This is a genomic window from Chryseobacterium sp. PTM-20240506, from assembly GCF_048296755.1.
Taxonomy (GTDB): Bacteria; Bacteroidota; Bacteroidia; order Flavobacteriales; family Weeksellaceae; genus Chryseobacterium; species Chryseobacterium proteolyticum.
Genome location: NZ_CP182581.1, coordinates 1,289,731 through 1,302,680 on the forward strand (window position 1 = coordinate 1,289,731; position 12,950 = coordinate 1,302,680).

Below are 12,950 nucleotides of genomic sequence, written 5' to 3' on the forward strand. Positions count from 1 at the left end.
ATATATACAATTGGTAATTATTTTACAGGACTATTGACTGCTTTTCAATACAACTCAATCCCTGTATATTTTGTGTATTTATATGTTTTTCCATTTAACCAATTTACATTTATGACCACAATCAATCATATAAAAAAATGCACTTACACAAATATACATAAATTAACACATCTCTGCACAATAGGCGCTTTAAGGTTTGTTTATAAGTTTTTTCATTATAGTTTTGTGACAGGAAATTATTTAAATCAGAAAGTAAAATAAAACAACAAAAGATCAACTTCAATAAAGATCACTTTAAAAAAAATTAACACAATCTCTTAATTTAACTTAAAAAAAACACAAATGAAAAAAAAATTGCAGTTAAACGCTAAAAAATACATTTAATTACTGATCATCAAAAAATTTCAAGAAGATATATAGTTTTTCTAATAATAAGCAAAAAACACAAATGATGAGAAAAAGTAATAATAAGTCAGTTTTTTATAATTGATTATTCTTTGAGACTTCAAGATAATCATTAATTAGTGTTAATAGTTTTAAACTGTTTTTTATCCGGGGCCAATTGGTCCCGGATTTTTTTAATGACTATTTAAATAATAATGTGTGATTTTTTTTTAAATCAAAAGCAGAACCTGTATTATTTCGTTTTCTTACAATAAACGTGAACAACAAATCGGTAGCTTCGTGTATCAAAATATTCAAAAACAACATTATGAAAAAGTTTCTCTTTAGTGTTTTAGCTTTATTAACAGCGCTGCTCCTGATCATTGGCATATTAGAACTTACCAGTTCTTATAAAGTTTCAGAAGATATCAACCGAAATGCTCCTGTTCAGACCCAACAACATATCACTATCCATGCTTCTCCGGAAAAGATATATCAGACCATGAGTGATGTTAATCATTGGTCTGCCTGGAATAAAGACATCCAGGATCCGGTAATGACGGTACCTTTTCAAAAAGGCAACAGTTTCGATTGGAAAAGTGGAGGTCTTACAATCAGATCCACCCTACACACTGCAATTCCTTATCGCAAAATCGGGTGGTCAGGTCAGGCATTCGGTGCTTTTGCGATTCACAACTGGACATTTGTTCCGAATGGTGTAAACACGACCGTTGTTGTAGATGAAAGTATGGAAGGGTGGCTTGTTACCATGATGCATAAAAAATTCCAGAGCCATCTGGAACATTCTTTACAGGAATGGTTAAGAAATCTAAAAATACAAGCCGAAAAATAGTTTTTTTAATAAAAAAAACCATAATTATTCTACAGATAACGAATAATTAACAAAAATAATGACAATTAATTTTAAAATCTTTATATCTTTATAGTCTAATAACCTGTGTTATTATAATCTCAACAGTTTATATACCTCTCGCTTACCCGGGAGGTTTTATAAAACTGACTACTTCCACTCTGGATTACTACAAAGAATTTATCTCACCTGGTATGAAACAGGATATATAGCCTACCTCACATACATTCTTGATCAATTGGAATTGCCTGTACGATTTTTTAAACTACTTTCGCTTTTCTGGTAATCCTGGCCAGCCATGCTGGGAAAAATCTTTTAAGAAAAACACCCAGAACTTCCTTGCCTCCTATCGCTTTCTGGTATTTTTTCTTTTCAATCGCACGAAGCATTTTTCTGGCAAAAACGTGAACCGGCATACCATTTTGGGTTGCATTATCCATGGTTCCCTGTGAAGATCCGTCTCCGGTTACGGCATTCATTGAAATATTGGTTTGTATAAACCCCGGACAAATAATAGTTATCAGAATATTTTCTTTGTATAATTCTGCCCGAAGAGCATCAAAAAAGCCATGCAAAGCATGTTTTGCTCCCGCATAACCACTCCGCATCGGAGCCCCGAAAATACCCATAAGGCTTGAAACAACAGCAATTTGTCCTCCTCCATTCCTGATCATGTAAGGAATTATTGCTTTGGTAAGGGCCACTGTTCCAATATAATCTATGTCTATCAGACGTTTATCAACTTCAATATCAGTTTCCATTGCCAGAGACCGCTGAGACAATCCTGCATTATTAATAAGAAGATCAATACTTCCGAATTTTCCAGCTGCCTCTGCTGCAACAATAGCCATATTCTTATAGTTGTAAAGGTCCAGTGGTAATACCGCGTACCGATTTTTGGACAGCTTTGCTTTTTGCGCAACTGCTTCCAGCTGATCTTCTTTTCTGGATGAAAGAATTATTTTTGCTGTAGTCTTTGCAGCCAGCTCCATTACCAATGCTTCTCCTATTCCGGAAGAAGCCCCTGTGATCCAAACTGTTTTATCATCAAAGTAGGTGCTCATGATATTGTTCTTTATCTTATTTCAGCCCGGCAATATATTTTCCGGCTTTCATTCCTGAAAAAATACAGCCTCCTAAAAAGGTTCCTTCCAGGGCTCGATAGCCATGCATTCCTCCCCCTCCGAAACCTGCAACCTCCCCAGCCGCATAAAGTCCTTCTATTATTGTATCATCTTCTCTTAAAACCTGTCCATTCAGATTGGTCTTAATCCCTCCTAACGTTTTTCTTGTCAGAATATTAAGCCTTACCGCAATTAAAGGTCCGTTTCGTGGATCCAGTATCTTGTGTGGTGTGGCGACTCTTCCCAATTTATCTCCAAGGTATTTTCTGGTACTTCTTATGTAATTCACCTGTGTATCTTTTGAAAACGAGTTATCCAATTCTCTGTCCCTGGCTTCGATCTGAGATTTTACCTTTTCATAATCCAAAAGATGATCTCCGGAAAGTTCATTCATCCTTTTAATCAGATCCTGAAGATTATCCGATACGATAAAATCTTTTCCATGTTCTTTAAAAGCTTCCACAGGACCTGGTGCTTTTTTCCCAAAGATTCTTTTAAAAAAAAGACCGTAATCCTTATTTGTAATGTCAGGGTTTTGCTCGGAGCCAGAAAGGGCAAACTCTTTTTTAATGATTTTTTGTGTTAAAATAAACCACGAATAAGAAAACCCAGTATCCTGTATGTATTTCAGGGTTCCCAATGTGTCAAACCCAGGTAAGAAAGGCGCTGGAAGCCTGTTTCCATTCGCATCAAACCACAGGGATGAAGGTCCCGGTAATATCCTGATCCCATGATCCGGCCAAATAGGATTCCAGTTTTGAAGACCTTCCGTATAGTGCCACATCCGATCCCTGTTGATGATATCAGCTCCGACATTTTCAGTAATCCCTATCATTTTCCCGTCTACATAAGCAGGAACTCCAGATACCATTTTTTCAGGAGCTTTACCTAATCGTTGCGGCCAGTTTTTGCGCACCAGTTCATGATTAGCTCCTATTCCTCCGGAAGCAATAATAATATGGGGCGCACTGTATTTGAATTGTGAAACAACAATTCTGCTGGTTGCCTCACCTCTTTCTTTATTGTCATTTTCAAGAATGTCTCCTTCAATGCCTGTGACCTTACCATTTTCTGTAATAAGGCCGGTAACGCGATGCCTGAACCTCATTTCAAGAAGCCCTTTTGCTTTTGCTTCGTAAGCCTTTTCTACAAAAGGTTTTACAACTCCGGTCCCAGTGCCCCAGCTTACATGAAAACGAGGAACGGAGTTACCATGCCCATCCGCGGAGCCATCTCCTCTTTCTGCCCACCCCACCATGAACATCAGCTTAATTCCCATTTTAGAAATATAATCATACTTTTCGTTAGCTGCGAAATTCAGATAGGCTTCTGCCCATTGTTTCGGCCAGTAATCTTCTTTACGATCAAAACCTGCTGTTCCCATCCAGTCCTGTTTCGCCAGTTCATAAGAGTCCTTAATTCCTACTCTTCGCTGCTGAGGAGAATTAATCAGAAAAAGACCACCAAAAGACCAGAATGCCTGTCCTCCGATATTCTGTTCTGTCTCCTGATCGATCAATAATACTTTTTTTCCGGCGTTCGTTATTTCCATAGCAGCAGTAAGTCCTGCCAAACCAAAACCTACGATAATTGCATCTGGTTGAAATTCATTGTCCATTGGCGGTAAGTGTAACAAAATTCTATTAACTAAGATAATAGATTTTAACATTATAAAGCGTCAATTATTTTCAGCTTTACTAATTTTATTCCACTTTTATTATGTTTTGAATATTATATGACAAAAGACTTTAATGATGTAAAAGTTGGGATTTAGAAGTAAAAAATATAACAAAAGAAAGGGACCACTTTTGTTATAATACTTAATTTGATATAGTTAAATCCCTTATTATTCAAAAAATATTCGATAAAAAAACAGAAGAATAAAAAAATATATACCACACAACCACTTTAAACACGGGTTTTCCTGTATTTTCTTTATTTTTTACAAAATATTATTCCATATGCTCCGTTTACTATGCACGTGACTCATGTTTGAGTTTCATGGTTATTAGTTTTTATCCTCAACTTAGGTTGAGGATTTTTTATTATATTTGAACATCTTGTGATTTAATCACATTTGTGTTTTTTTTAGGCCTTCTCCGGAAGGCTTTTTTATTGTCTATCGCCCTAATGTTTCCCATTTCGGACTACTTATAATAAATAATAAGAGGCTGTCATTTAAGACAACCTCTTGTATTGGTTATTAGTAAATACCCCCGACAATCTAAATTTTAGCAAATTCGTTCAGTTTATTTACTGGTTAAGTTTCGGCTAAATTACAAAAATTCATTAATTAGTGACAAATTATTATCTGTAATCTACCATTAATAAATAGTTATGCAAATAATTTAATTCACTACAATATGAAATAAAAAGCATAATATTTACATTTTCTCATTAAAAATATTGGTTAAGCTTTTCCTCTTCAATATCCAAGAGAGATATTTACGAATTCATTTTTTGAAGGATATGTCTATTATCAGAATGATTACACTGAATAATCGGTATGAAATATGGATTACTCATTATTTACTAATGATATTAACTGGTTTTCTAAAAGGACTTTTATCTTTTAAATATTGCTTTTCTTCTTCTGTCAGGCCACTCGTTGCCAGTCCAATACTACCCGATATTTGTTCATTTTGATGATAATGCGCAAATTCAATACTGTCAATTTTTACTAATTTATCTATTCCCACATTAGTCATGTCTATCAGGTGGCTTTGATTTATTTCACCATTGATAATTTGTCCTATTAGAAAAAAGGGCCTATTGGTAATTTCTAAAACAAAATCAAGTTTAAACTGAGCTGTTACTACATAATCCCATCTATATTTGCAATACCTGCATTGCTTTGCTTTTGGTGTACGCGCAAGTTTTCCGCATTTTGGACAATTGTTAAAAAATACTTTTTCAGGGTATTCAGATATAATCCTGGTTGCTACATTTAATCTAATCTTTTCATGATCATATTCTGAAGACTCATCTGATTTTAGTTCTCCCAAATCTCCCGTTTGAATATCGGAAAAAGACATGAATGAATACATGCGATAAGTTAAGATTAACTTTTCATGATCAGTCATTAATTCGCTGAAATACGCTATGATATATCTGGCTGTTTCTTTGTCCATAAAGTAAATTATTAGGAACGAGAGTGGTATTTTTTTATCTTCACACAAGATACCCCTTTTATTTTTAGCTTCCTCCCTACTTTCTGCAGCAATCCCGTTTGCTGATTGCGTCTGAACACAAAAACATTTCCACTGGCAGCATTGGTCACGATTAAAAACTTCCCTTCTTCATCTATTTCAAATACTCTTGCCTGTTTACCAAAAGTGGGCTGATATCCTACAGTTTTTAAGGTACCATTTTCAAGTATTGAAAAAATAGCAATATTATTTTCATTACCCCTGTTTGAAGCATACAAGAACTTTCCATCAGGAGAAATATGAACATCTGAACTTTCAAAATTATCTATTACTTCATTTTTATGGGTACTGATTCTTTGGATGTTTTCTAATTTTCCGTTTTCATAGGAATACACATCAATCGCCCCGCCTAATTCTTCGATACAATACGCAAATTTACCATTAGGGTGAAAGGTGAAATGCCTGGGTCCCGTTCCCGCCATAGTAGGAATAAAAGCAGGCTCAGCATCATCCATTGGCTGAACCGCATCATTTTTAAATTGATAAATCCTGATCTTATCCGCACCCAAATCAGAAGCAAATACATAATTAAAGTCCGGTGAAAAAACGGTTGAATGAATATGAGAACGGTCCTGTCTTTCAGGATTGACACTTCCTTCTGAAAACTGGAACCGTTGGACCATCGGATAGATCTTTCCATTATCTGAAATTGGATATACAGAAATACTTCCTTCCGTATAATTCCCATTCAACAACCATTTACCATTTTTGTGAACAGTTACATAAACCGGATTTTCACCACCACTCTTTTGGCTATTGATAAAATTAAGTGTTTTTTTGGCAGGATCAAATTCAAAACTGCTTACACTGCCGGCATTGGGTGTTTTACTTTCCGTACAGGCAAAAATGTATTTTCCGTTGGGCGACAGGGTGATATAGGATGGATTCAGGATATTCTTTGTTTTGAATACTTTTGATAATTTCCCGGTATCTGTATTCAGCTGATATACATAGATTCCATCAGCTGCTTTGTCACGGTTAAAAGATCCAAAAAAAACATAGGTGCTTTGAGAATACATATTAATCCATCCTGAAACAGCAATGGCTATACTTATAATTTTTTTCAATTTACTTTTGCTATGCTAATGAGTTTAATAAAACTATACGATGCTTGATTCAAAACTACATCTTTTTTTATTTAAAATTTTAAAGTTCCCTTTTCAAAAAGGAATTATTTTAAAAAAAGTTTCGTGAAAGAACTTAGTTTTTATAAAGTTGTTCAATAATCAGCGATGAAAAATACTTCACCCCTGTTCTTATGCTTTCTTCATCCACTTGAAAATTTGGAGAATGATTCATAGCAATCATTTCTTTTTCAAAGTTGGAACCTCCAAGGAGAAAATATACACCTGGTATTTTTTGTTGAAAATAAGCAAAGTCATCATTAAAAAACGGAACCTGTCCATAATCAGGAGAAATTGCATTGATCCTGTAAATATCACGAATGGTTTTTATTGCAGTGCCGGTCAGTTTTTCATCATTGATGACTGTAGGGTTTTCTTGTATAAATGAAACTGAAATAAGCTGACTTTTATAAGCATCCTCCACCAATCTTTTAACTTCAGGAATTATTTTCGGAACACGTGATGCATTGGTCTCATACAGATAAGCTTCGAGAAAGAAGTGATCATTTCTAGAATAGACACTCAACTTATCGTCCAGGATGCGATAATCTTTAAAAATAGTATTAGGGTTTATCAATCCTATATCCGGATCTATTATATGCTGAATTTCCCATGGCTTACTTCCTGCGTTCATGCGGGACAAAGAGGTATGAATTTTCCCGGTTAAACTTTTTATCTCCTCTTTTGATAATTCTTTTTTTAATTCAATTCGTATTCTTTTCTGATAAGCAAATACTTCATTCGGCTTCACTATTATTTCTCCTACCGGGAGAGCGGTTACGTGCAGACCATATATTTCATCAGGAGCTATTTTGGAAAATAAATTAGTATTCATTATTCCTTTAGCTCCCATAAAGGTTTCTTCTTCCGGTTGGAATACAAAGTAAACGATTCCTTTTAAATGCTTTTTATTTTTAGCAAGAATTTCAGCGATTCCCAGTCCGATCGCCATATGAACATCATGACCACAGCTATGTTGAATACCTTTTGTTTCTGATTTGAAAGGCTGCGGATCCGGAAAATCATTTAAAAGCGCATCCATATCTGATCTCCAGGCTATTTTCTTTCCTTCACGTTCACCCCTTAAGATTCCTACTACTCCATACCCATATATATCCGTTTCTACCTCAAGTCCTAAGGCAATCAAATACTGTTTTAGCATCTTCTGAGTCCGAATTTCATGACCTGCCAATTCCGGATTTCTATGAAAATCTCTTCTGATCTCAACAAGTTTATTAAAAATTTTATCGGTTTCGAGCTGAATAGATTGATGGGAAAAAAACTCTTTTTTAGAGTTGGATATTACTGGCTTTTTCAGTTTTTGTGCAGAAACAACAGATACACTAAGGTAAATTAAGCTTAACAGAAGTTTTTTCATAGTAAAATTGATCTAAGTTTTTTGAAGAGTTAACGTTGATTATTATATATAATAAACAATCATTGCAGTATTATCATTACAATTTACACACAAATTGTAACTACATTAGTGAAAATCTTAGTTTCCAAAAACTTAATAACTATCATCTTAAAATAAAAGTAAGCTTTACAAAAAAGACGATCATGTAAAAGTTACTTTCTTATATATAATAAAATACAGCCTAGAAAATAATCTCAGGCTGTATAATTATTTTAGAAACAGATATCAGTTATAAATGAAAATATTCATCTGCTTCTTGATAATCTTAGTATTGTTCGAATGCAACAACATATGTTTCGTTTTCGGCTCCTGCCCCATTATTAAAACTATCAAACCCATAAAAGTACCCCGCTTTTAAATCATTACTTCCCGGTATTACTCCATCTTTTGTAGAAATCTGAAACTGAAATCCCCATGGTCTTGTCCAATTTCCATTGTATGATAAAGCATTTGACCATGTATCCCAATTCGATGGAGTAAAGGTAACATTCTGCACACTTCCATTTGTGCTAGACCCAAACCACAATAAACTAGCATAATAAGTAACATCTGAAACAGGAGCTGACAATAATCTTACTTCAATATATGTATAGGAATTATCGCTATTGGCTCCAGGTGTTGTACCATTATAAGTTGCAAATCTGAACTCCAAATTCATGGAAGGCACTTTTAATGTTGGTTTATTAAAGCCATTAGACTGTAGATTCCTTCCTCTGTATTTTTGTTTTAACAATATGGAACCCGACTCATCGTCAGAAGGCTGATTTATTTTATCCCATTGCACTCCATCATTGACATATAAACCAGGACTCACATCATTTACTTTAGCAATGTTGTAGACAACCATACCTGCCACATGTTCGGACAAAGGAGATGGAGAATTTATAGATGATAATGCTAATCTTGGAGGTAAAAAACCTCTATTATCTGAAGTTAAATCAAGCACAGAATTCGAATTTGGTGTTGTTGTATTAATCCCAACTTGAGCAGTAAAAAATAAAGGATTAAAGAATAAAAACAATAATAATACGATACTAATAATCGGGTAATTTTTCATAATAATTTTTTTTTAAAATTTATGTCCTACAAAATTATAGGCACAATTTTTGAAAATCGAATAGTTTAAAAAAAGATATGTTTCATTTTGTAAAAATTATAAAACACTTAAAATCAACCATTTTTAAAGTTTACATCTACGGAAATGATACATGATATTATTCAATGAAATTATCAAAACATCACTTTTATATAATTATATATTGTTATGCATGTACTCGCAGATGAAGTAAAAAATAAAATAGAAAAATTAGAATATTCTTTCGCTAAAAAAATCATATTCTTATTATTGGTGAAACAGTTCATCACATTGTTGTTTGATCTCTATTTTTGGGGAACCAAACACCTTTTTTATGATTTAATATTACTTTTAACAGTAGGGCCTTGTTATATTTTCACTTTAGTTTCTGGGGATTATAACTTTCAGAAAGTTGGAAAACTTACCTTGGCTTATCTTATGCTTTTAAATACTTTTCTGACCATTGTATATTATCAGAATTTTCCAAGTATTATTGTATATGTCTTTATATTTCCTATTGCATTGCTATTATTTTACAACGTAAAGAAAACAGTTTATATATCGGCCATTTTACTTACAGGTCTTCCATTAAGTATTATATTTAACTATTATTTTATAAAAGACAATATAAATATCAATGATATTCTTTACTATGAAGTTTCCAATACTTATATGATTGTCTGGGCATTTATCATCTTTACTGTTTGTTTATACTATGCAATTCAAATTCTTAGATTGAAATCTGTCTACATTTTCTTAATGGAAAATAATATAAGCGTAGAAGGTTTCTTCTTACTGGAGAAACAGAAAAAAATGAGATTGTTTAAGAATAAATATTCTGAGGATGAGCTTTCAATCACTATTTATGAAAAATTATTTAAAAAAATTGAGCTGTTAATGCAAACTGAAAAACCATGGAAAAATCCGGAATATAGTCTCAAGCAATTAGCACGTGATGTGAATTCCAATACCCAATACGTTTCTACAACCATCAATAATTACACAAAAAATAATTTTAAAACCTATCTGAACGAGTTTAGATTAAATGCTTTTATTGCTTCCCTTGAAGACAAAAATGAAGAATTTTCAATGGAGGAAATATATCTTACTATAGGCTTTTATAACAGGTCAACTTTCAACAGAGTCTTTAAGTCTAAATTTAAAATGACTCCTCAGGAATATATTAACAGCAAGGAAATTTTGATTTGTAATGATGCATGAAAACTTTTTACAATTAATTTTTCAGATAATATTATTTAAAATATTTTTCAAAAAAAATCAATATTTCTTTGTGAAAAATCCAGAGAAATCACACAAAGATTAGATAAAATAACTTCTCAATATTAGGATCTAAGGCACTAAAACCACATACAATTTAAAAATAAAACGTCCAGATCCATTATAGATCTAGACGCTCAATATATTCAATTTTCAATCTTTGAATACTTTTATAAAGTATTGAAAAAATTAGCGCTCAGTGACGCGAAGTTCTATTTTCTGATTAAAATAAGTTGAAATAGCTCAGATTTTAACCTCCTGCTTTTTCATCTGTGAAAAACTGAAAACCTTCTTTTTTCTCAATAAGCTGCATCGGATATAATTTGGGATTATATTCTCCGTTGAGTATCTCATTCAGCGCATGCCTTTTAGACTCCCCAAATGCAACAACCACTATGTTATCCGCTTTATTGATCAATGGTGCCGTTAAAGTAATTCTGAACATTTCCTGAGGTTTCAGATAGTAAGCGGATACCCACTTTTCTTTTTCATCCAAAACATTTTCTCCCGGAAATAAAGAAGCCGTATGTCCGTCATCTCCCATTCCTAAAAGAATGAAGTCGAAAATACCGTCCGGCCCAAGAACTTTTCGGATCTGTTGTTCATATTCTTTAGCATATTCTTCAGGTGCCATACCTTCCTTATACATTGGAAAAACCTGATCTTTGTTAACCGGAACCTTATTGAGTAAGGCTTCAAAAGTCATTTTAGCATTGCTTTTGTCATCATCTAAAGGAACCCATCGTTCATCAACCCAAAAGAAATACACTTTATTCCACTCAATCTTTTCTGCATATCCGGGAGTTGCCAGCAAGTTGAAAATAGCCTTAGGAGAAGAGCCTCCGCTTAGCGCGACAACAAATTTATCGTTTTTCTCTATTGATTTTTTTGAAAGATCAACAAAGGTATCTGCTGCTTTTTTATACAGCTTATCCAGATCTTCAAATATCGTAATATTCATTTTTTTCTTTTTAAATTAATACTTGCTACACCCAGCTATGCCCCTGTCTTTCAACCAATGAAATACTGTCATCCGGTCCCCAGCTCCCCGCTTTATAATTAGGGAAAGAGGCATCTTTATTATTTTCCCACGCTTCCTGTATAGTAGTAACTACATCCCAGGCTTCTTCTACCTGATCGGAACGCATAAATAAGGTAAGGTCCCCGATAAGCGCATCCAATAATAAAGTTTCGTAGGCTTCCGGGGTATCCTCCTGACAGACAAAGTTATCAAAGATCATTTCTACCGGTTTTAGGACCAGCGAAAGCCCTGGTTTTTTGGTCATAAACTGAAGTCTGATATCCATCAGCGGCTGAATATTGATGATAAGCCTGTTTGCTGATAAAAGATGAGGACTATCCGAGAACGTTGAATGCGGCAAAGGTTTAAACTGGATCGTAATATAAGAATGTTTTTCTTTCATTTTTTTCCCGGTACGGACATAAAAAGGAACATTCTGCCACCTTTCATTATCAAGGTAGAATTTTACAGCCGCAAAAGTCTCTGTGTTGGAATCCTTAGCAATCCCATCTTCCTGGCGGTATCCCTTTATTTCTACACCGTCTATAATATTCTTTCCATATTGGCCCCTCACCGCATAATGATCGACCTGGTCAGGAGAAATTCTACGGATTGCTTTCAGAACATCTACTTTCCGGTCTCTAATCTCCCCGGATTCAAGGGATGCAGGCGGTTCCATAGCAACCATACAAAGGATTTGCAATAAATGGTTCTGAACCATATCCCGTAATGCTCCGGTTTGCTCATAGAAAGCTCCACGCGTCTCTACCCCCACTTCCTCGGCAACAGTGATCTGCACAGATTCTATATATTTATGATCCCATAAAGGTTCAAAAATAGAATTCCCAAATCTGAATGCCAATATATTCTGAACGGTTTCTTTTCCTAAATAATGATCGATACGATAGATCTGTTCTTCTTCAAATGTCTGTGCCAGAAGACTATTAAGCTCTATTGCCGATTGTTTATTATAGCCAAAAGGTTTTTCGATAATGATGCGGTCTTTTTTAGCATCACCGGCTAAAGCTGTATTTTTAATATGGTTTGAAATGGTAGCTATGAAATTAGGTCCTATTGATAAGTAAAACAATCTGTTGGCCCGTACGCCATACACTTTATCAAAAGCCTCCAGCTTCTCATACAACGACAGGTATGAACTTTCTTCATCCAGCTGATGCTGAAAGTAGGTAATATGTGCCTGAAAGCCTGCCCAGTCCTCAGAAGTCACTTTTTTTCTGGAAAAACGCTCCAGATTTTCTTTAATATAGCTCCTGAAATATTCATCAGTATTATCTGCTCTTCCTAGTGCAACAATATTAAAGCCTTTTGGCATTCTGCCATCGATATACAAGTTATAAAAAGCCGGAAAAAGTTTTCTTTTTGCCAGGTCTCCTGTAGCACCAAAAATTATAATGGTTGTTGGCTGCAAGATTTTATTTTCATTCAT

General features: G+C 34.2%; 10 protein-coding genes. 2 read left to right on the top strand and 8 right to left on the bottom strand.

All coding sequences use genetic code 11. The features are described from left to right. Positions 1 to 712: 712 nt before the first annotated feature. Positions 713 to 1,237 (top strand): SRPBCC family protein, encoded by a 525-nt coding sequence (locus ACNFU2_RS05660; RefSeq protein ID WP_306612639.1) that lies wholly within the window; start codon positions 713 to 715, stop codon positions 1,235 to 1,237. A gap of 278 nt (positions 1,238 to 1,515) precedes the next feature. Here the strand turns inward: ACNFU2_RS05660 and ACNFU2_RS05665 are convergent, their stop codons facing one another. The 6 genes from ACNFU2_RS05665 to ACNFU2_RS05690 all read right to left on the bottom strand — a co-directional run bounded on the left by ACNFU2_RS05665 (position 1,516) and on the right by ACNFU2_RS05690 (position 9,186). After that, positions 1,516 to 2,319, bottom strand: a complete 804-nt coding sequence (locus tag ACNFU2_RS05665) for an SDR family oxidoreductase (protein ID WP_273648284.1) — start codon at positions 2,317 to 2,319, stop codon at positions 1,516 to 1,518. A 16-nt stretch (positions 2,320 to 2,335) separates the two neighbouring features. Continuing rightward, positions 2,336 to 3,997 (bottom strand): FAD-binding dehydrogenase, encoded by a 1,662-nt coding sequence (locus ACNFU2_RS05670; protein ID WP_306612641.1) that lies wholly within the window; start codon positions 3,995 to 3,997, stop codon positions 2,336 to 2,338. Between the two features lie 907 nt (positions 3,998 to 4,904). Then, positions 4,905 to 5,510 (bottom strand): hypothetical protein, encoded by a 606-nt coding sequence (locus ACNFU2_RS05675; protein WP_306612643.1) that lies wholly within the window; start codon positions 5,508 to 5,510, stop codon positions 4,905 to 4,907. A gap of 11 nt (positions 5,511 to 5,521) precedes the next feature. Next, on the bottom strand, positions 5,522 to 6,655 hold the full coding sequence (locus ACNFU2_RS05680) for a lactonase family protein (RefSeq protein ID WP_306612645.1): 1,134 nt from the start codon (positions 6,653 to 6,655) through the stop codon (positions 5,522 to 5,524). 133 nt (positions 6,656 to 6,788) lie between these two features. After that, positions 6,789 to 8,090 (bottom strand): M20 metallopeptidase family protein, encoded by a 1,302-nt coding sequence (locus ACNFU2_RS05685; RefSeq protein ID WP_273648287.1) that lies wholly within the window; start codon positions 8,088 to 8,090, stop codon positions 6,789 to 6,791. 304 nt (positions 8,091 to 8,394) lie between these two features. Continuing rightward, positions 8,395 to 9,186: a hypothetical protein gene (locus tag ACNFU2_RS05690; RefSeq protein WP_273648288.1), complete on the bottom strand. Its 792-nt coding sequence runs from the start codon at positions 9,184 to 9,186 to the stop codon at positions 8,395 to 8,397. A 207-nt stretch (positions 9,187 to 9,393) separates the two neighbouring features. On the opposite strand from ACNFU2_RS05690, the gene ACNFU2_RS05695 reads away from it, so the two are divergent. Beyond that, positions 9,394 to 10,425 carry a helix-turn-helix domain-containing protein gene (locus ACNFU2_RS05695; RefSeq protein ID WP_273648289.1) on the top strand — a complete coding sequence of 344 codons (1,032 nt, stop codon included), beginning with the start codon at positions 9,394 to 9,396 and terminating at the stop codon, positions 10,423 to 10,425. Between the two features lie 307 nt (positions 10,426 to 10,732). On the opposite strand, the gene pgl is transcribed toward ACNFU2_RS05695, so the two are convergent. Both pgl and zwf read right to left on the bottom strand, forming a co-directional pair. Continuing rightward, positions 10,733 to 11,443, bottom strand: coding sequence for a 6-phosphogluconolactonase (gene pgl / locus ACNFU2_RS05700; protein ID WP_273648290.1), 711 nt, complete (start codon positions 11,441 to 11,443; stop codon positions 10,733 to 10,735). Positions 11,444 to 11,468: 25 nt separating this feature from the next. Further along, a complete protein-coding gene (gene zwf / locus ACNFU2_RS05705) occupies positions 11,469 to 12,950 on the bottom strand; it encodes a glucose-6-phosphate dehydrogenase (protein WP_172278766.1) in 1,482 nt (493 codons plus the stop codon).

Coding starts and splice junctions, on each gene's coding strand:
- ACNFU2_RS05660 (WP_306612639.1), top strand. CDS start 713: ATGAAAAAGTTTCTCTTTAGTGTTTTAGCTTTATTAACAGCGCTGCTC.
- ACNFU2_RS05665 (WP_273648284.1), bottom strand. CDS start 2,319: ATGAGCACCTACTTTGATGATAAAACAGTTTGGATCACAGGGGCTTCT.
- ACNFU2_RS05670 (WP_306612641.1), bottom strand. CDS start 3,997: ATGGACAATGAATTTCAACCAGATGCAATTATCGTAGGTTTTGGTTTG.
- ACNFU2_RS05675 (WP_306612643.1), bottom strand. CDS start 5,510: ATGGACAAAGAAACAGCCAGATATATCATAGCGTATTTCAGCGAATTA.
- ACNFU2_RS05685 (WP_273648287.1), bottom strand. CDS start 8,090: ATGAAAAAACTTCTGTTAAGCTTAATTTACCTTAGTGTATCTGTTGTT.
- ACNFU2_RS05690 (WP_273648288.1), bottom strand. CDS start 9,186: ATGAAAAATTACCCGATTATTAGTATCGTATTATTATTGTTTTTATTC.
- ACNFU2_RS05695 (WP_273648289.1), top strand. CDS start 9,394: ATGCATGTACTCGCAGATGAAGTAAAAAATAAAATAGAAAAATTAGAA.
- pgl (WP_273648290.1), bottom strand. CDS start 11,443: ATGAATATTACGATATTTGAAGATCTGGATAAGCTGTATAAAAAAGCA.
- zwf (WP_172278766.1), bottom strand. CDS start 12,950: ATGAATGAAAATAAAATCTTGCAGCCAACAACCATTATAATTTTTGGT.